At 59.3% G+C, this 19329-nt stretch carries 18 protein-coding genes and 1 riboswitch; of the genes, 8 read left to right on the top strand and 10 right to left on the bottom strand.

All coding sequences use genetic code 11. The features are described 5' to 3' along the window. Positions 1-312 precede the first annotated feature (312 nt). From HMPREF2562_RS08405 to HMPREF2562_RS08395, 3 genes are all read right to left on the bottom strand, one after another. Positions 313-1242, bottom strand: a complete 930-nt coding sequence (locus HMPREF2562_RS08405) for an alpha/beta hydrolase (RefSeq protein ID WP_070549872.1) — start codon at positions 1240-1242, stop codon at positions 313-315. Between the two features lie 185 nt (positions 1243-1427). Further along, entirely contained in the window at positions 1428-2858 is a 1431-nt protein-coding gene (gene purB, locus HMPREF2562_RS08400; RefSeq protein WP_070549871.1) for an adenylosuccinate lyase, read from the bottom strand. Positions 2859-2892: 34 nt separating this feature from the next. Then, positions 2893-3342, bottom strand: coding sequence for a MarR family winged helix-turn-helix transcriptional regulator (locus HMPREF2562_RS08395; protein WP_070438830.1), 450 nt, complete (start codon positions 3340-3342; stop codon positions 2893-2895). A 259-nt stretch (positions 3343-3601) separates the two neighbouring features. Between HMPREF2562_RS08395 and HMPREF2562_RS08390 the strand changes: the two genes are divergently transcribed. The 5 genes from HMPREF2562_RS08390 to HMPREF2562_RS08370 all read left to right on the top strand — a co-directional run bounded on the left by HMPREF2562_RS08390 (position 3602) and on the right by HMPREF2562_RS08370 (position 8332). Next, positions 3602-4882 (top strand): MFS transporter, encoded by a 1281-nt coding sequence (locus HMPREF2562_RS08390; RefSeq protein WP_070438806.1) that lies wholly within the window; start codon positions 3602-3604, stop codon positions 4880-4882. Between the two features lie 120 nt (positions 4883-5002). Further along, positions 5003-5731 (top strand): amino acid ABC transporter ATP-binding protein, encoded by a 729-nt coding sequence (locus tag HMPREF2562_RS08385; protein ID WP_042388208.1) that lies wholly within the window; start codon positions 5003-5005, stop codon positions 5729-5731. A gap of 15 nt (positions 5732-5746) precedes the next feature. Then, on the top strand, positions 5747-6688 hold the full coding sequence (locus tag HMPREF2562_RS08380; RefSeq protein ID WP_016421414.1) for a glutamate ABC transporter substrate-binding protein: 942 nt from the start codon (positions 5747-5749) through the stop codon (positions 6686-6688). Between the two features lie 19 nt (positions 6689-6707). Next, positions 6708-7394, top strand: a complete 687-nt coding sequence (locus tag HMPREF2562_RS08375; RefSeq protein ID WP_042388211.1) for an amino acid ABC transporter permease — start codon at positions 6708-6710, stop codon at positions 7392-7394. Next, positions 7394-8332, top strand: coding sequence for an amino acid ABC transporter permease (locus HMPREF2562_RS08370; RefSeq protein WP_016421416.1), 939 nt, complete (start codon positions 7394-7396; stop codon positions 8330-8332). The genes HMPREF2562_RS08375 and HMPREF2562_RS08370 overlap by 1 nt, the downstream gene beginning before the upstream one ends. A gap of 216 nt (positions 8333-8548) precedes the next feature. Here the strand turns inward: HMPREF2562_RS08370 and HMPREF2562_RS08365 are convergent, their stop codons facing one another. Then, a complete protein-coding gene (locus HMPREF2562_RS08365) occupies positions 8549-10360 on the bottom strand; it encodes a BCCT family transporter (protein ID WP_049189683.1) in 1812 nt (603 codons plus the stop codon). Between the two features lie 209 nt (positions 10361-10569). On the opposite strand from HMPREF2562_RS08365, the gene HMPREF2562_RS08360 reads away from it, so the two are divergent. Beyond that, a complete protein-coding gene (locus tag HMPREF2562_RS08360) occupies positions 10570-12156 on the top strand; it encodes an alkaline phosphatase D family protein (RefSeq protein WP_016421418.1) in 1587 nt (528 codons plus the stop codon). A 36-nt stretch (positions 12157-12192) separates the two neighbouring features. Here HMPREF2562_RS08360 and HMPREF2562_RS08355 read toward each other — a convergent pair whose 3' ends face one another. From HMPREF2562_RS08355 to thiO, 4 genes are read right to left on the bottom strand one after another with little or no spacing between them, the layout of a single operon-like run. Beyond that, entirely contained in the window at positions 12193-13395 is a 1203-nt protein-coding gene (locus tag HMPREF2562_RS08355; protein WP_049189684.1) for a ThiF family adenylyltransferase, read from the bottom strand. Further along, a complete protein-coding gene (locus HMPREF2562_RS08350) occupies positions 13395-14279 on the bottom strand; it encodes a thiazole synthase (RefSeq protein ID WP_206540532.1) in 885 nt (294 codons plus the stop codon). The genes HMPREF2562_RS08355 and HMPREF2562_RS08350 overlap by 1 nt, the downstream gene beginning before the upstream one ends. A 2-nt stretch (positions 14280-14281) precedes the next feature. Continuing rightward, entirely contained in the window at positions 14282-14515 is a 234-nt protein-coding gene (gene thiS / locus HMPREF2562_RS08345; RefSeq protein WP_049189685.1) for a sulfur carrier protein ThiS, read from the bottom strand. A gap of 13 nt (positions 14516-14528) precedes the next feature. Then, positions 14529-15704, bottom strand: a complete 1176-nt coding sequence (thiO, locus tag HMPREF2562_RS08340; RefSeq protein ID WP_065421710.1) for a glycine oxidase ThiO — start codon at positions 15702-15704, stop codon at positions 14529-14531. Between the two features lie 7 nt (positions 15705-15711). Beyond that, positions 15712-15834: riboswitch (TPP riboswitch) on the bottom strand. Between the two features lie 70 nt (positions 15835-15904). On the opposite strand from thiO, the gene HMPREF2562_RS08335 reads away from it, so the two are divergent. Together HMPREF2562_RS08335 and HMPREF2562_RS08330 are read left to right on the top strand one after the other, a co-directional pair. Then, positions 15905-16663, top strand: a complete 759-nt coding sequence (locus HMPREF2562_RS08335; RefSeq protein WP_049189686.1) for a thiamine phosphate synthase — start codon at positions 15905-15907, stop codon at positions 16661-16663. 6 nt (positions 16664-16669) lie between these two features. Further along, positions 16670-17011 (top strand): cupin domain-containing protein, encoded by a 342-nt coding sequence (locus HMPREF2562_RS08330; RefSeq protein ID WP_049189687.1) that lies wholly within the window; start codon positions 16670-16672, stop codon positions 17009-17011. Between the two features lie 10 nt (positions 17012-17021). Here HMPREF2562_RS08330 and HMPREF2562_RS08325 read toward each other — a convergent pair whose 3' ends face one another. Continuing rightward, a complete protein-coding gene (locus HMPREF2562_RS08325) occupies positions 17022-17723 on the bottom strand; it encodes a potassium channel family protein (RefSeq protein WP_070549870.1) in 702 nt (233 codons plus the stop codon). Further along, complete coding sequence (locus HMPREF2562_RS08320; RefSeq protein ID WP_048733103.1) at positions 17716-19146, bottom strand: TrkH family potassium uptake protein; 1431 nt, start codon at positions 19144-19146, stop codon at positions 17716-17718. Before HMPREF2562_RS08320 ends, HMPREF2562_RS08325 begins: the two co-directional genes overlap by 8 nt. Positions 19147-19329 lie beyond the last annotated feature (183 nt).

Here is a 19329-nt window from a genome sequence, read left to right as displayed (position 1 = left end):
GTAAATCTTCAAGCGTAAAAAGAACGTTACATGACAAAAGTATGTCTGATTCTCAAGATAATGACTGGGCAGACCCCAAAAATTACGGGCGCCAAATATGATTACGGGCTGCAAATGTGAAACTGTATGAGTTTATGACACTTTCAGGCAATTTTTCAGGCCATTTTTGTCATAAACGCAGTCAGTAACTTGCATCGCCCTGCCGCCGCTGACATAAACGCAGTCAGTAACTCGCATTGGGATAAGTAGCAAAAGATGCCCACCGGTCGACCCGCCGAACGGGCATACTTTTTGTCTATTAACCAGCTCCCCCTAGCGGGACTCCAACCACGCCACAATGTCGGAGTAGACCTCTTCCTTATTCAACTCGTTGAGAATCTCATGGCGACCATCCGGATAGACCTTAAAGCGCACGTCCTTCTTGCCCGCGTTCAGGTATTTGCCCACGACCTCAGTCACACAGGCAGCGCCACCCGCCGGATCAACGGCACCGGAAACCACGAAAAGCGGCAGCTCATCAGGCGCTTTCTCATAGGCTTCAGGCGAGTTCGCGTAGTGCGTGCCGACGAGAAGGTCGCGGAAAAAGGCATTGGTGGGAACGAAACCACACTTGTCGTCCGCAATATAAGCATCAACAACCTTGTGGTCGCGGGTGAGCCAATCAAACTTAGTGCGGCGCTCAAAGCCCTTGTTGTAATCAGCAAAGGTGAGAGTGTTGAGCAGCTTGCCCGGCGCGGTAGGACGAATCTTAGCCAGCAGGTTTGCCACCTTCATTCCCGCGTCGCCCTTAGCCCCTGGCCACGACACAGTACCCATGATAATGACGCCGGTGAGCCCTTCGCCGTACTTGGCGATGTAGTTACGAGTCAGAAGCGACCCCATGGAGTGGCCGAGAATATAGTGCTTGCTGCCTGGGAATTCAGCATCAACATACTGGCGCACCGCGTGGAGGTCTTCGAGAATCAAGTTCCAGCCACCGTAGTCAGCGAAGTAGCCCGGGATGCCAGCATCTGTCTTGGTCATACCGTGGCCGCGATGGTCGTGCGCGACGACGGCATAGCCCTGGGATACGAGGTACTCGGCGAACTTGGCGTAGCGGTTGGCGTACTCGACCATGCCGTGGACAATCTGCACCACTCCCTTAGGAGTAACGGGCGCGCCCTTGTCATTTTCTGGAACCCAGCGCAGCACATTCAATGTGGCACCTGGGCGAGAAAGCGAAGTCCTAACAGCCGATGTCACGTCGGGCACCTTTCGCGTAGAGGTTTCGATACTTACCGCTCATCGTACCGAGGAAGTTGGCTGCTCACTGGTGGTTTCGCCAACAAACAAAGAAAAACTCTGCCACCAACGTGACAGAGTTTTTCAAGGGACCTTACGTCTTTACGTTTTTGCGTTTACGCGTTTCGCGCGTGACGCTCGCGAAGCTACAGAATCTCGCCCGGCTTGTAGGCCGCGGCCTCTGGGTACTTGTCCACGACAGCCTGCACACGTGCAACTACGCGGTCAACCTGGGATTCCGCGGCACCGATGAACGCGTGGCGGTTCGCCAGAGCGTCGACAAGCCCTGCGGCATCCAGCGGGAAACGCTCATCTGCAGCGAGACGTTCAGTGAGATTCTGCTCAGCGCCCTTTTCGCGCATATCCAGTGCGGTGGCGACGGCGTGCTCCTTGATGATCTCGTGGGCTTCCTCGCGGCCCATACCAGCGCGAACGGCTGCCATGAGAATCTTGGTGGAAGCCAGGAACGGCAGGTAGCGCTCCAGCTCACGGTCAATCATGGCCGGGAATGCACCGAACTCGGACAGGACGGTGAGGAAGGTTTCGAACATACCGTCCATGGCGAAGAAGGCATCCGGCAGTGCAACGCGGCGGACCACAGAGCAGGAAACGTCGCCCTCGTTCCACTGAGTACCGGCGTACTCGGAGAGCATGGTCATGTAACCACGCAGAATGACCTGGAAACCGTGGACGCGCTCACAGGAGCGGGCGTTCATCTTGTGCGGCATGGCGGAAGAGCCGACCTGGCCTTCCTTGAATCCCTCGGTGACGGTCTCATTACCGGCCATCAGGCGGATGGTGGTGGCCAGCGATGCCGGGCCTGCACCCAGCTCGACCAGTGCGGACAGAGCGTCGAAGTCGAGGGTGCGCGGGTAAACCTGACCAACGGAGTCAAAGACGCGGTCGAAGCCGAGGCCTTCAGCGATTTCGTTTTCCAGGGAGGCCAGTGCGGACTCGTCACCGTCAAGCAGATCCAGCATGTCCTGGGCGGTACCCATCGGGCCCTTGATGCCGCGCAGTGGGTAGCGGGAAATCAGGTCTTCTACGCGCTCGATGCCCAGCAGCATCTCGTCCGCAGCGGAGGCGAAGCGCTTGCCCAAAGTAGTTGCCTGCGCGGCGACGTTGTGGGAACGACCCGCCATGACCAGCGACTGGTACTCGGAGGCCTTCTCAGCAGTGCGGGCGGCAACGGCAACGGCCTTGTCACGCACGACCTTCAGCGACTGCAGAACCTGCAGCTGCTCGACGTTTTCAGTCAGGTCTCGTGAGGTCATTCCCTTGTGAATGTGCTCGGTGCCAGCCAGTTCACAGAACTCTTCAATGCGGGCCTTCACATCGTGGCGAGTAATACGCTCACGGGCGGCAATGGAGTCGAGGTCAACTTGGTCGATGACCTTCTCATACGCCTCGATAGTGCCCTCCGGAACCTCAATTCCGCGGGCGACCTGGGCCTTCAAAACTGCAATCCAGAGCTTGCGCTCGAGGATGATCTTGTACTCAGGGCTCCACAACTCCGCCAGAGTCGCAGAGGCGTATCGGTTAGCAAGGACGTTTGCAATCTTCTTTTTCTCAGCCACGCCCTCAAGTATTCCATGACCCCGGCATCCGCGGTTATCTAGGCCATGGGTGACCACGCATTTCTTCCACGCCTTCGTTGAATTTGCGCATCAATCGCACGAACTCCACGAGCTCCGAGTCCTCCCAGTCATGCGTAATGTCATCGACGGTTTTCTTACGCGCCTCGATTTCCCGGTGCAGCAGCTCTAGCCCCTTGTCGGTCGCGCTATGCACCTTCGCGCTTGACGACGGCGCGGACCTCTTCGCGATATACCCCTGCCGCATGGCGGCGGCCAGCTGGCGGTGCACCGTAGAAATGTCCAGCCCCAGCGCATCGGAAAGCTCAGCGACTGTCATATCCGGCTGCGCTTCCAGTCGTGCCAGTAGTGCTGCGGCGGAGCGATCCAACAGGATGCCCTTGCGATGTGGTCGGTAGCCACTGGAGCTCACCCGAGATAGCAGCATGTTCTCGTAAACGAGCGCGGCTAGGTCGTCGTTTCGCACGATGGCAGTCAATCCTCTTGTCGCCTATATGTCGGCCCTTTAATGGGCCTGCGGGATGTATCTGTTTGCTGAACAGCTCCTATTCTAGCGCGCCGCGGATGGGGTTAAGGCCGAAAAAGCGCGTTTGCATCATACAAATCAATTGTTATAATTCGACCCCTAACTGCATTTTTGCATAATACAAATGCCGGGAAGCAGTTTTGCCACAGCACTAATTCCACGATCGTTTTCAAACGAGAAAAGAGACCGTATTTTCAGCATGACAACGCATACGACCACGCAGAACAGGCGCAGACAGAACGAGCAGGACGAGCAGCACGGGCAAGACAAGCTCTTCTCCCCCGCGTTCATCATCAGCTGGCTGATTAACTTCAGCATGTACCTGGTGTTCTACCTTTCAATCACGGTCATGGCGCTCTACGCCGTCCAGCGCTTCTCCGCCTCAGATGCCGCCGGTGGCTTCGCTGCCAGTTCTTTCGTGGTCGGCGCCACCATCGCGCGACTCTTTTCCGGCTACTTGGTGGACACCTTCGGTGGTCGCAGAATCATGCTTGGCTCGCTCGCTGTCATCGTGGCAGCCTGTGCCGCCTACATTTGGGCCGCATCCCTGCCGGTCCTGATTGCAATCCGCATCATCCACGGCCTGACCTACGCATTAGCTTCCACCGCCGTGATGGCCGCCGCCCAGACCGCTATTCCGGCTTCGCGCCGCGCAGAGGGAACTGGCTATATCTCGCTCGGCACCACCCTGGCCACCGCGATTGGCCCAGCTCTCGGCCTAGCCCTTATTGGCTCGGTCGGCTACAGCGTCCTCTTTGCCACAGCCCTCGGCCTGTCCATTGTCGGACTGGTGCTAGCACTCGTTCTGCCACAACACAACGGGCCCACCACTGCGGAAACCAAGGCCGAGGTCACCGAGGATTCGTCGGCAAGCGAGACGAAGCGCACATTTTCCTTCGATGACATCATGACGCCGAGAGTGGTGCCGATCGGCCTGTTCATGCTGCTCATCGGCCTGGCGTATGCGGGCGTGATTACGTTTTTGAACCGATACTCTCAGCTGGGCGGCCTGACTAGGGGCGCCAGCTTCTTCTTCATCGCCTATGCGGTGGCGATGATGGCAGCACGCTTCTCGCTGGGACGCCTACAGGATCGCCGCGGCGACAACCCGGTAATTGCCATCGGCCTGGTGTGCTTCACCATCTCGCTCCTTGTTCTGGCTTTCGCAACCTCTGACTGGCACGTCATCGCCGCTGGCGCGCTCTGCGGCCTGGGCTACGGCACGCTGATGCCGGCGTGCCAGACCATCTCCGTACACCTGGCGCCGGCGCACAAGTTGGGCACGGGTATCTCTACGCTGCTCTTGCTTGTCGATGCAGGCATCGGCCTCGGCCCAATCGTGTTGGGCTCGGTAGCTGCCACGATTGGCTTCGACAAGATGTACGCAGGCCTGGCGGTTGTGGTGGTTCTCGCGGCCGTTTTCTACTGGTTCGTACATGGCCGCAAGCCTGTTGCGCAGCGCCATCGCGTGGATCTTTAGAACTAATTGGTGTGCAGTCACTTTTTACAGGTGAATATCGGACAAGGAACACCGATAGCAGTTATGTGTCGTGAGTCACCTATACTTTCCCCCATGACTGAATCATCCACACCACAGAGCATGATTTCGATTGCCGAGGTGAACAAGCACTACGGCGATTACCACGCTTTGCGCGACATCAACCTGGAAATCCCAGCTGGCCAGGTCGTAGTTATCCTCGGCCCCTCCGGCTCTGGTAAATCCACACTGTGCCGAACCATCAACCGCCTGGAAACCATCGACAGCGGCGAAATTCGCATCAACGGCAAGCTCCTTCCCGAAGAAGGTAAGGAACTCACCCGCCTGCGCGCTGAGGTCGGCATGGTCTTCCAGCAGTTCAACCTCTTCAGCCACATGACCATTCGCGACAATGTCACGTTGGCCCCACTGAAGGTCCGCAAGATCTCCAAAGCCGAGGCCCGCGAGCGTGCGGACAAGCTGCTCGCCCGTGTCGGCATTGCGGAACAGGCTGACAAGTACCCGGCGCAGCTCTCCGGCGGTCAGCAGCAGCGCGTCGCCATCGCACGCGCCCTGGCCATGGACCCGAAGGTCATGCTTTTCGACGAGCCCACCTCCGCGCTCGACCCGGAAATGATCAACGAGGTCCTCGATGTCATGACCGACCTGGCCAAGGGCGGCATGACCATGGTCTGTGTCACCCACGAGATGAGCTTCGCCCGCCGCGTGGCCGACCGCATCCTGTTCATGGCCGACGGTGCGATTGTCGAAGACACCGACCCGGAGACCTTCTTCACCAACCCGCAGAGCGATCGCGCCAAGGACTTCTTGGCCAAGATCGTCGGACACTAGGCGGGGCTGGTCACCATGAAGCTTTCACTATTACGAGGAGGCCGGGGACGCAGTCGCAACCAGGGCCGCCGAGGTGTCGTCGGCAAGCGAGTTGCGGCGGCTGTCGTAGCTGTTGCCACGACGATGAGCCTCGCGGCCTGCGGTAGCGGCGGACCCCGAAACCTGCTGGCCGATATCGAAGCCGGGCACGTGACGCTGGGTACGAAGTTTGACCAGCCGGGCCTCGGTGAGCGCACTCCGGACCGTGAGTTCGCGGGCGTCGACAACGATGTTTCCCGCTACGTCATTGAGTACATCGCCAACAAGAACGGTTGGGATGTGCCCGAGATGGAGTGGCGCGAGACCCCGTCCGCTCAGCGCGAGACGCTGATTAACAACGGCGAGGTCAACATGATCGCCGCCACCTACTCCATCAACGCTGGCCGCCTGGCTGCCGTCGACTTCGCCGGCCCGTACCTGGTCACGCACCAGGCACTGTTGGTGCGCGGTTCCGAGGGTATCCAGGGGCTTGACGACGTCGCCCCGGGCACTCGCCTGTGTTCTGTATCCGGCTCCACCCCAGCGCAGAAAGTCAAGGACGCTCTACCGGAGGTGCAGCTGCAGGAGTTCGATACCTACGCCGCGTGCGCGGAAGGTGTGAAGCAGGGTGTCGTCGATGCCCTGACTACCGATGCAACTATTCTCGCGGGCTTCGCCCAGCGCTACAAGGAGCGCTTCGGCGACGACTTCCGCGTGGTCGAGCTGCGCAACCCCGATGGTTCCTACTGGACCAATGAGTACTACGGCATCGGCCTGCCCAAGGGTGATGATGCCAGCCGTGAGGCCATCAATGAGGCGCTGGAGTCGCTGTACGACACCGGTGAGCTTCAGAAGATCCTGAAGAAGCATTTGGGCGACAAGTTCGAGCTCGACGACAAGCCGGCAATCGGCGATCTGTCGTTCGTAGAGAAGAAGTAGGAAGGGGTGCGAGCAAACAATGAATCCAGAACTATGGAGTGAAATGGGGCCGGAACTGCTTCCGGCTTTCTGGGTAACCATCAAACTGACGATTGCTTCGGCAATTGGTTCCCTGATTTTTGGCACGCTTCTCACCGCTATGCGCGTGAGCCCCGTGGGAATCCTACGTACCCTGTCGACCTGGTACATCAGCATTGTCCGCAATACCCCGCTGACGTTGATTGTGCTGCTGGCCTCGATGGGTCTCTACTACAACTTGGGGCTGCTGCTGGCTGCGGAGAATGACTCCTTCATTGTCAAGCAGAACTTCCGTCTCGCGGTGTTGGCGTTTGTTGCCTACACCTCGTGCTTCGTTGCGGAGTCCCTGCGCGCCGGTATTAATACTGTGCCGTTCGGTCAGGCCGAAGCCGCCCGCTCCCTGGGGCTTAGCTTCGGCCAGAGCTTCCGCTACATCATCTTCCCGCAGGCGTTCCGTGGCGCTATCGTGCCGCTCGGCAACACCCTGATCGCGCTGACCAAGAACACCACGATTGCCTCGGTAATCGGTGTGGCTGAAGCGTCGCTGCTGATGAAGACCATGACCGAAAACTACGCCAGCGATATCCTGATTATCTTCGGCATCATCGCTGTCGGCTTTATTATTCTGACTCTGCCGACCGGCCTGTTCTTCGGCTGGGCTGGCAAGCGATGGGCGGTGAAGCGCTAATGGCTACTCGCGCAACAGTTCTTTACGACGCGCCGGGCCCCAAGGCTCAGCGCTTCAACCGAACCCTCACCTGGATCGTGGCCGCAATCACCGTTGCGATTCTCGCCTGGGTGGGAATGAAGCTGGCCGACAAGGGCCAGTTCGAGGCCAATAAATGGTCGTTCTTCCTCGAATCCACAACCTGGACCACATACATTCTGCCCGGTCTGGTCAGCACCATTGTCGCGGCTGTCGTCTCTATTGTGTTGGCACTGGTTATTGGCGCTCTCCTGGGCGTCGGCAGGCTGAGCCCGGTCGCACCGGTGCGCTGGCTGTGCTCGGTGATTGTCGAGTTCTTCCGCGCCATTCCGGTGCTGGTGCTCATGCTGTTTGCCTACTCGGTGTTCGCGCTTTGGCAGCTGTTTCCGTCGAACTACCTCGGCTTTGCCGCCGTTGTGTTTGGCCTGACCATGTACAACGGCTCCGTCATTGGCGAGACACTGCGCTCCGGCATCGAGTCGCTGCCGAAGGGCCAGCGTGAGGCCGCGATTGCGCTGGGTCTCTCCCACCGCCAGACGATGGTCACTATTTTGCTGCCGCAGGCAGTCGCCGCCATGCTGCCGGCGATTATCTCGCAGATGGTCATTGCGCTGAAGGACTCCGCGCTGGGTTACATGATTGGCTACGTCGAGGTTGTCCGCTCTGGCCGCCAGCTTGGCGAGTACTACGGCGCCATGATTCCATCGCTGGTCGTCGTGGCGATCATTCTCATTGCCATCAACTTCGGCCTGGCCAACCTTGCCGAGCGTATCGAAAGCCAGCTCCGCGCCGGCCGCGCCCGCCGCAACATCATTGCGAAGGTCCCGCATCAGCCTGATGTCGGTGTCACCACCAAGGACCAGGCCAACGTGGATTGGCACGATGAGGACTACAAGGACCTCCGAGGCACCTACGAGTAAAGCTAATCACGGCTTAACGCCACACTTGCTTTACGACGAACACAGCGACGCCGCCCACGGAAACTGCTTATGGTTTCCGCCGGGCGGCGTTTTTGTTTGGCTACGGCCTTTGCCTTCGCTCCTATCGATGAGCTACTCACTGATGGCCACGCTACAGCGCAACGATAGGTGAATAGCGTGGCCACAAGTGCCGGGCACTACTGCGACCGTGCTCTACTACGACTCAGACTTCGTCCCCGACTCCTCTGGGCTCTCTGATTCCGACTTTTCGCCAGACTCAAACTCGCCTTCAACGACCACATCGGACTGAATAACCAGACGTCCCTCTTCATCGTGGGTGTACTCAAAGCGCGGCAGCTCATTGCCCTCTTCGTCGTAGCCCGGCGCGGGTGCGGCTTCGTGCTTCTCCAACTTCTCTGGAGTATCGGTCTTCTCCCACTGGCGGGTAACCGGCTTGCGCACTGCCATGTGGTCATCACTCATGCCTTTGACCAAGGAGTACATCATCACAAAGTGGAGGAAGAAGAACGGTACACCGATAACAATCACGGCAGACTGCAGCGCTTCCAGTGCGGTTTCACCAGAAATCAGCAGCAGAGAAGCTGCCACAGCACCAATCATGACGCCCCACAGCACGCGGTAGAAGGTCGGAGCCTTGTTTTCCTCACCGGTAGACATCATGTCCATCACCATCGAAGCGGAGTCAATGGAGGTGACGAAGAAGATCATAATCACAAAGAGCGCAAACACACTGACAAGGGTTGCCAGTGGGTACTGCTCCAGCAGGATAAATAGAGCCGGCGAGGGATCCCCTCCTTCGACGACTGGTTCCGTCAGAATGCCCGGCTGCTCATTTTCCAGTTCGAAGCCAGCGCGGCCGAAGATAGAGAACCACATGATTGACACGATTGTCGGCAGTGCAATCACACCGGCAATGAACTGACGCACAGTACGGCCGCGGGAAATACGGGCGACGAACATGCCCACAAATGGCGACCAGCAGATTGTCCAGGCCCAGTAGAAGACCGTCCAGGCGCCCTGTTTCCAATTCGGGTTGACGTCGTAGGAGTCAGTCCAGAACATGATGCGAGGCAGCGCATCCAAGTAGACACCTGTCGTATCGACGGTCTGGCGCAGCAGCGTCAATGTCGGGCCCATGAGCAGCACGAAGACCATCAATGCCATGGCGGCCCAAATGTTCGCATTGGACAACACCTTAATACCTTTGTCCAGACCGCGGGCCACGGAAATCGAGGCAATCACAATAATGATGGCAATCAGAATGAGCTGCACCATCGAGCTTTCCGGGGTACCGATTACACGTGCAGCACCGGAGTTAATCTGCAGCGCACCCATGCCCACCGATACCGCGATACCGACGACGGTACCGATGATGGCGACGGCGTCGATAAGCTTGCCCGGCCATGAGTAGATGCGGGTACCGAGCAGCGGCGCGAAGATGGAGGAGACGCGCGGCGGCAGGTGACGCTTGTAAATGAAGTACCCCAGCGCGAGCCCCGGCAGCGCCATGATGACCCACATGTGAATACCCAGGTGGTAGATGGTAAATGCCATCGCAGTGTTCTGAGCTTCGCGGCTCATCGGCTCTTGACCGAACGGCGGGTTGTAAGCGTGGTTGAGCGGTTCAGCCACGCCCCAGAACATCAGCATGGAGCCAGTACCACCGGCGAAGAGCATGCCGAACCACTCGGCGATGGTGTATTCGGGCTCTTCGTCATCATCGCCAAGCTGGATGCGTCCGTAGCGGGACACAAACAAGCCGATGAGGAAGATAAAGCTTGCCGAGACACCACCGATGAACAGCCAGCCCATGTTAGACGTAACCCAATCGGAAGCGGCCGAGTAGGCATCCCGAGCGGTATCCCCCAGCGCTATGGTCACTGCCACAAAGAGGACAATGAAACCCATCGCCGTCGTGAAGATCAACGGGTCGGTCGGCAGGTTCTTAAGAAAACCGCCCGACTTCTTTTCTTGCGTTTTTACTTGTGGCGTTTGTGTAGATCCCATTATCGGGGTCAGCGCCTTTCACTTCTAGATTGTTTGTCTCAGAAAAGACAGCTCGGAAGACACATTCCTCCCAAGTCGGTTATCTACGTTACAAAAGGAAGCCCAGTCATTCTCAATAACTAAGCCTTTGTTCTGTAATTGCGACTTTTTCCTTCGAGTTCACGCTGGTTTAACTGAACGTCAAAGTGGAAAACCTATCGTTCGACTCCATGCAGCTTTCCCGTCGCAGCGCTCTACGTTTAGGCGCATCCACCGCACTTGCCACTTCAGTCACGCTCGCTCATGCCTCTAGAGCTGCGGCTTCAGCTACACCGGGTTCGCCGTCACTGGCCTCCCCAGGGTTACTGCGTTCTCGGCCACAGCTCACCCACGGCGTTGCAAGTGGCGATATCCGCGGCGACGGCGCATTGATTTGGGCTCGCTCAGACCGCCCCGCCCATATGGTGGTTGAAACTGCTGCAACTGAGAGCTTCCAGAATGCCAAGGTATTCCGCAGTAACTCTCTGTTAACTCCAGACACTGACGGCACCGGACGTCTACGTGTCGTCGGTCTCGAACCGGGGCAGGAAATCTTCTATCGTGTCACGCTCGAAGAGGCAGATACTGGAATCTGCTCTGATCCCGTTATCGGCACCTTCCGTACTGCCCCAAACCGCGCATCCAACATCCGCCTGCACTGGTCCGGCGATGTCGCAGGTCAGGGTTGGGGAATTAACGACGAAATCGGTGGATACACCGGCTTTTCCACCATGATGGAGCGCAATCCAGACCTATTCATTCACTCAGGCGATACCTGCTATGCCGACGGTCCGCTGGATGAATCCGTCACGCTTTCCGACGGCACTGTGTGGCGCAACCATGTCACTCCGGCCAAATCCAAGGTTGCTGAAACCCTCGAAGAGTATCGTGGCCAGTACTCCTACAACCTCATGGACAAGAACTACTTGGCCTTCAATGCGCAGGTTCCGCAGCTAGTCCAGTGGGATGACCACGAAACAGTCAACAACTGGTACCCCAACGAAGTCCTAGACGATGATCGCTATACCGAGCGCGATGTCAACACCCTGGCCAAGCGTGCCTACCAGGCCTTCCATGAGTGGCAGCCAATTGATCAACAAATGGCTGTAGATGGGCGCGTCTACCGCAAGGTTTCCTACGGCCCGTTGCTAGACATATTCATTCTGGATATGCGCAGTTACAAGGGAGAAAACACTTCCAATAATCCGCGCTCGACAACCGAAGAACCAATCCTTGGCGAAAAGCAGACCAACTGGTTAATCGACTCCCTCAAGGACTCCCGCGCGACGTGGAAGATTGTTGCTAATGACCTACCGCTTGGAATCATCGTCCCCGACGGCGACGATGGTGACCAAGAAAGCGTATCCAATGGTGCCGCCGGTGCACCTGCAGGACGTGAACGTGAAATCGCCCGCCTGCTCAGCGCCATTAAAGATGTTTCAAATGTCGTCTGGCTCACCGCCGATGTGCACTACACCGCGGCTCACCACTACAGCCCAGAGCGCGCACAGTTCACCGACTTCGCACCCTTCTGGGAATTCGTCTCCGGTCCTCTCCACGCGGGCGCATTCGGCCCCAACGAAATGGATTCGACCTTCGGGCCGAAGGTGGAGTACGTCCACGCACCGGGTAAAGACAATGCCAACGCCGACCCCACACAGGACTTCCAGCACTTCGGCGAAGTCGATATCGACGGCGACTCACGCGAGATGACCGTCCGTCTGCTCACCACTCGTGGCACCGAGTTGTGGTCGACAACGCTGAAGCCGCAGGCGTAGGCACACTGTTCAACAGCGCGTGGCGGTAGCCACTAATTAGTGCGTTCCGCCACGCTTTACGACGGTCTCCTGCCCCGCAGCCTGCCAGGCCACAATGCCCCCGTCCAGATTGATGAGCTCCGGTATGGCGCCATCAGCCTCAATCTCGCTGGCCAGCAGCTCAATCGCCTGTTGCGAGCGGACCCCCGAGTGGCAGTGAATGAGAACTCCCTCTGCCCCAGTTGCGACACCGTCAGCCTGCGCAAGTGCCTCATTCACAGCAGCCCACCCACGGCTGCGAATGTCGCCGAGCGGTACAAGCACCGATCCGGCAATGGCGACCTCCGCGTGCTCATCGGGTTCACGTACATCGATGAGAGGCACTCCCCTGGCAAGAAGCTCGTGCGCCATGTTGGGACCGATGCTGCGCACGCTCTGCGCCGGGTCCTCTTCATCCTCGGACCACGATGCTGCGCACACCTGCGCAATTTCGGTCAGGTCGGAAACGGGTTCGCGCTCCGGGTCGGCTGCAAAGGACAGTGTGCGGGTGGTTGCCTCCAGAGCGTCGATAAGCACGAGCTTGCCGACGGCGACCTTGCCGACACCGGTGAGCACCTTGATTGCTTCGACGACCATCATGGAGCCAATCTGTCCGACCATTGCGCCGAGGACACCACCTGCGGCGCACGACGGTACGGAGCCGGGGTCGGGGATGTCGGGGTAGAGATCGCGAAGCATGGGTCCGTGGCCTGGCCAGAAGACGGACAGCTGCCCGGCGAACTGCAGAATCGTAGCCCAGACCAGCGGGGTTCCGGTCAGCTCCGCAGCATCGGAGGACAGATAGCGGGTGGCGAAATTGTCCGCGCCGTCGAGCACTACATCGTGAGTGGCAAAGAGCTTCTCGGCATTGTCGACGCTCAACCTGTCGACAATTGCGGTCACCGATGCCTCGGAGTCGAGGCGCCGCACGGCATCGGCGGCGGATTCGGCCTTCGGGCGACCAATGTCAGACTCGCGGTGAATAACCTGGCGCTGCAGATTGGACTCGTCGACCACGTCATCGTCAATGATGGTGATGTGTCCGACCCCTGCACCTGCCAGGTACAACAACGCGGGCGATCCGAGGCCACCAGCTCCGACGACGAGGACGCGGGAAGCTCGCAAAGTTCGCTGCCCCTCAGCGCCAAAGCCCGGCAATGTTAGATGCCGCGCGTACCGGCGAAGGTCGCGATCCGATAGATTGACACCCTGCTCAGCCATTACAGGGAATCCTGCTCGCGTGCGCCGCTGACACGCTCGGTGATGATTCCCTCAAACGACGAGCTCGCCTGAGCCAGTCGGCGGCGTGGAATGCGACCGGACTCGCGAGCAGTCAGACCCGCTTCAACGCCGAAGCGCATCGCCGTGGCCATGCCCACCGGATCATGCGCACGCGTCACGGCGGATGCCAGCAGCACCGCATCGCAGCCCAGCTCCATTGCCTGCGCTGCCTCGGAGGCGGTGCCGATGCCCGCGTCCAGGATGATGGGCACATTCGCGCGGTCAACAATCAGCTCGATGTTGTGTGGGTTGAGAATTCCCAGGCCAGTGCCAATCGGAGAGCCCGCCGGCATGACCGCCGCACAGCCCAGATCCTCCAGGCGCTTGGCCAGCGCCGGATCGTCATTGGTGTAAGCGAAAACCACGAAGTCGTCAGCCACCAGCTGCTCCGCAGCGGCGACCAGCTCGACCGGGTCCGGCAGCAGAGTGTCCTCGTCGGCGATGACCTCGAGCTTCAGCAGGTTGGTCTCCAGCGCCTCGCGGGCCAACTGCGCAGTCAACACCGCGTCACGAGCGGTATAGCACCCCGCGGTATTCGGCAGCGCCGCGATATTGTTGCGCTGCAGAATCTCAAAAACGTTCTGCTTCGTGCCGGGCGTAAAGCGGCGCATCGCCACCGTAGTCAGCTCGGTGCCCGAAGCCACCAGCGCGCGCTCCAGCGTATCCATACTGGTCGCACCGCCAGTTCCCATAATCAGACGGGAGTTCAATTCCAGCCCACCAATGCGCAGCGGTTCCTGTGTAAGTTCGCGCGTCAGTTCGCTCGCCGCCCCGGTTTCGTTTGCTTGTGCGGACATATTTTCCTGTGCGGACTTCTCAGTCATCTCTAGCCTCCCTGAACTGCTGTCACGATGTCGATTGCACCTGCCACGGGCGTGGTCGCCCACTTGGCACGCGGAATCACCGCACCATCCACGGCTACTGCAATCCCCAGGCGGGTACCGTTCGCGGCGGTGCCGTCGTCGTTAAGCGCGTGCCCCGTGTGCTTTGCGACGAGATCTGCGACCATCTCCCCCGCAGCCGGTGTGTAGCCTTCGCCATTGAGTGTTGTGGTGGACATAAGCGAGCCTCCTCTAGTCGCTGAAGCGGAATGGATCGACGGCGGAAAGAAGCGCTGGGTCGTTATCATTTTCTCGACCTGCGACGACATCGGCCGTGAGCTTGGAACCGATGGCCGTAAGCAGAATGCCGTGACGGAAGTAGCCGGTGGACACGGTCAGTCCTGGAGCCACGCGGCCAATCATGGGGACATCGTCCGGGGAACCCGGCCGGGCGCGGGCGGTCATCTCGTAGATTTCGCAGTCGAGAATGCCGGGCACCAGGCGGTATGCGTCGCGGAGTAGCTGGTGGACTCCTTCGGCGGAGACACCGGTCAGGTCATCTTCACGCGAGGTTGCGCCGAGCACGACGGTGCCGTCGGCACGCGGGACGATATAAACCGGACGCCCCTGAACCACACCGCGAATAGTGCGGGTGACCAGCGGCTGCAAGCGCTCCGGCACCCGCAGACGCAGCACATCCCCATAGACCGGGCGCAGCGGCAGATTCAGATTCTCCGGCAGACCGGCCATATCGGCGGTGTTCAGCCCCGCAGCCAAAACGACCTCATCGGCGAGGTAGTCATTTCCGTCCGTACCGCGCAGCCCAATGGCTTGGCGGGGGTCGGCATCGGAAGCGTAGATAACCTCTTCCACGCGAGTGCGGATGACGCGGTCTCCTAGAATGGTCAGCAACGCCTCTGCGAGCAGACGCGGATTGACCTGGTGATCTCCCGGAATATCCACCGCACCAACACAGCCCGGCCCCAGTGCCGGTTCTGCCCGGCGCGCCTCGGTGGCGGTGATGCGGTTGATCTCCATGCCCATGTCATGCTGCAGCTCAACGAGCTCGCTGAGTGTCTGCCGGTCGGCAGCATCGCCCGCACAAACAAACGTGGAATTCTCGATGTAGCCGACATCGTGGCCCGATTCCTCGGCGATAGCCAGGGCAAAGTCGCGGTAGAGCTTGCCCGATTCCACCATCAGCGGATACAGCGTCGGCTGATCCCACACGACTTCGGCAACCGGCGCCAGCATGCCAGCCGCGGCGAAGGTTGCGCCGGAAACGGGCTCGGCATCGAGGACGGTCACATCGAATCCCTGGCGGAGTAGTCTCCATGCCGTCGCCAAGCCGATAATGCCCGCGCCTGCGATAACAACGCTTGACGACGTATCCCCTGTGCCGCCCTCACTTGTCGAGGCGGCACCCATAGCGGCAGCATTCACTGCCATTCCTCCCTCCGGCGGCATAACCCGCATCAGGTAAAAGCGGTCGGCGTTATTCGCCCTCTCAGCCAGCGGCATCTCATCGATACCGAGTACGGCTCCCGCGGAACGTGGTACTCCCCCATCATATGACTTCGGGCTCTCCGTCACGACACCGCATCCTCAACCTCGCCTAACATGGGGACATGAACGCCTCATCAGCTGCCACTCGCACAACACGACGCGCCCTGCTTGCCGACGCCCGCCTGTACCTCTGCACCGACTCGCGCGCATCCCGCGGTGATCTGCGTGAATTCCTGCACGCCTGTTACGAAGGCGGCACCGACATCATCCAGCTGCGCGACAAGAAAGTCGACACCCGCGACGAGATTGCCGCTGTGGAGACCCTCGCCGAGGTCGCCGCTGAACACGGCAAGCTCTTCGCCGTCAATGACCGCGCCGACATTGCCGCGCTGACCGGCGCAGACATCCTGCATGTGGGTCAGGAAGACCTCACCACCGAGCAGGCCCGCCAGATCGTTGGCCCCGAGGTTCTCATCGGCCGATCCAACCGAAATCTGGACATGTTCGCCACCTCGCTTGCCGACGATGGCATCGATTACGCGGTGATCGGTCCGGTGTATGCCACCCCGACGAAGCCCGACCGTCAGCCCGTCGGAGTCGAGATGGTCCGTGAAGCTGCGGCACTCGTGCGGAGGGCGCGTGCACAGGGTTCAGCGGAGTCCCACCAGGATTCCGTGGCCGATATTGTGCGCCCGCACGACCGCGGCGCAAGTGACCCGGTAAAGCCATGGTGGGCAATCGGCGGTATCAACGCCGAGACCGCCGGCGAAGTTATCGCCGCTGGCGCGGAGCGCATTGTGGTGGTTCGCGCACTAACCGAGGCAGCAAATCCGGAAGAGGCAGCGCGTGCTCTGCGCGCTGTGGTTTCACCAAGGAGCTAGGACGCTGTGAATATTAATTCACAACAAGACGACCTTCTGACTCAAGCTAAAGCGAATAGCAATGGCCGCGCTGCGGAAATTGTTGTCCACGACGGCCCGCTACGCCAGACTCTCATCGCACTGACTGAAGGAACTGAGCTTTCCGCCCATAACTCGCCGCCCGCAGCCTCGATGCTTGTGCTTGTTGGCGAAGTTGAAATCACCGGTGCCGATAAAACCACGATTTCCGAGGGCAATCTCAAAGTGCTCACCCACGTCAAGCACGGAGTGAAGGCTCTAGCGGATTCCGTGTTTTTGCTGACCACGGTCACAGGCGTCGACGGAATCGACAGCCACGGCGACAAGTAGCAATCAGCGCCTACTCCCCGGCGAACGTCTCCAACTGCCGAATGGCACCGGAGACAATCAACAGGTCACCTGCGGTAATGCGGTCGTCGGCAAGCGCAGGGCGGAAGCGCTGACCGCGCTTTTGCACGGCGACAACCGTAACCGGTGCGCTCTGGTTAATCTCCGCCACGGTCTTATCCAGGCAATGGATCGGCGGCGTGACCTTACCGACTGCGTAGTCGCGATCGAACTCCAGGAAGTCCTGGACCTTGCCGCCGATTAGGTGCGCAATACGACGGCCGGTGTCTGCCTCCGGGCGAATGACATGGTGCACACCGATCTGGCCCAGAATCTTGGCGTGAGCCTGGTTATCGGCTTTCGCCCAAATCAGCGGTACATCCATGTCCACCAGCGCGGATGCGGTCAGTAACGACGCCTCGATATCACTGCCGATTGCAATGACCACGCGTTCGGCTTCATCGACACCGAGCTGCTTCAGTACTTCCGGCATGGTGGTGTCGGCGGTAACCACGTGATCGAAGGTCGAGGACAGCTCCTGGACCACCTTTTCGCGGTGGTCTACGCAGAGAACCTCGATACCGCCAGCGACCAGCTCCTCGCCGAGCGCCTGTCCGAAACGCCCCATGCCGAGAATGACAACAGGAGAAGAGCTGGCTTGGTTGGCGAAATGCTCTGCAAAACCAGCAAACGGGTTGAATTTCGAGTTAGCCAATGAAGGGCCTTTCTTCCGGATATTCGTAGATGCGCTGGCGTGGGCGGGCGGCCAAGGCCGTCGCCAAAGCGATCGGGCCAACACGTCCGGCGAACATCAGCACGATGAAGATTGCCTGTGCCGCCACCGGTAGATTAGCGGTGATGCCTGTGGATAGGCCTACCGTGGCGAAGGCGCTGACTACTTCAAACAGGATTTGGTCAGTAGAAAACTGTGGCGCTAGGAAACTGACGGCGATTACTGCCAGAAAAACCTGGCCAATACCGAATGCAAGAACGACGAGGGCCTGACGCAGCACTTTTGGGTTGAGGCGCCGCCGAGCCACGGACACGGAGGTGTCACCGCGAATCTCCGCGAGAACGGCGGCGAGAATGACTGCCGACGTCGTGATTTTCACGCCACCTGCAGTACCACCGGTGCCGCCGCCAATGAACATGAGGAAGTCAGTGCCCAGCAGTGTCGATGGGTGGAAGTCCGCGTAATCGAGTGCGTTGAACCCCGCGGTACGCGGGCTCACACTAGCGAAGAATGAGTTGAGTATCTTCTCCCCTGTAGTGAATCCAGACATGGCATTGGACCACTCACCAAATGCCACCATGATTGTGCCCAAAGCAATCAGCAGGATGGTGCCTTTGATAGTGAAGCGAGTAGTCAGAGACCAGCGTTTAGGCAACTGCCCTCGCGTGCGGACACTAAGCCACGCTTTCAGGTGTCGCCAGGCCTCGAGCAGAACAGAAAAACCCAGACCACCAACGATAAGAGAGAAGGCCAGCGGCAAAAGTATCCAGGCATCACTGCGGAACCCAATGACGTTGTCCGTATACAGAGCAAAACCGGCATTGTTGAAGCTTGAGATGGCATGGAACAAGCCCTCCCACGCAGCTCTCCCCCAGCCGTACCCATAACCTAGGTGGAACCGCAGCATAAGTGCCACTGCCACAACAAACTCCACCAACAGCGTGAAGCTAACGGCAGCACGGACAACCCATGAGATCTCGCCCATGTCCATACCGCGGCCCTCAACGCGCGCACCAGCACGGCGGTTAAGGCCGAGTCTTCCCGCAACGAAGAGGCCAAAAAGTGAAGCCAAGGTCATGAACCCAAGGCCACCCAGCTGAATCAACAGCATGATGACAACCTTGCCGAAGGTTGACCAATGGGTAGCCGTATCTACGGTGATCAGGCCGGTCAGGCTTGTTGCCGAGGTGGCTGTGAACAGAGCATCAGACAGCGCCGTGGGCAGGCACAGATTCCCAGGGCTCGGGGCACAGTGCCCCGTGGGGTGGCTATTGGCTGCCGAGATCGGCAGCATTAACAAAACCGTGCCAACGGTTATGAGGGCGACATAGCACCACACCACCAACGTCGTGGGACGAACTCCCCGACGTGATTTAGTGGTCTGCCGCGACAGCGTAATCACCATCGGAACGTTAGTCCTCGTGGCCAGCGGTGTCGAGGGGATCCGAGAATTCTGCCCCTTACGCGTACCCGACTAATAGGGGAACTACCCTACACCCCAGGCACAGTTGCGATATCCCGTACACATTTCGCGCCCAATCCCCGCCCCCACACCCCACCCGCTTTGGCTACTGCGGAAACCTTGAGT

Source organism: Corynebacterium sp. HMSC077G07 (genome assembly GCF_001809225.1).
GTDB lineage: Bacteria > Actinomycetota > Actinomycetes > Mycobacteriales > Mycobacteriaceae > Corynebacterium > Corynebacterium jeikeium_D.
The sequence above is the reverse complement of the archived record's forward strand: the minus strand, read 5'-3'. Positions and strand labels throughout refer to the sequence as shown.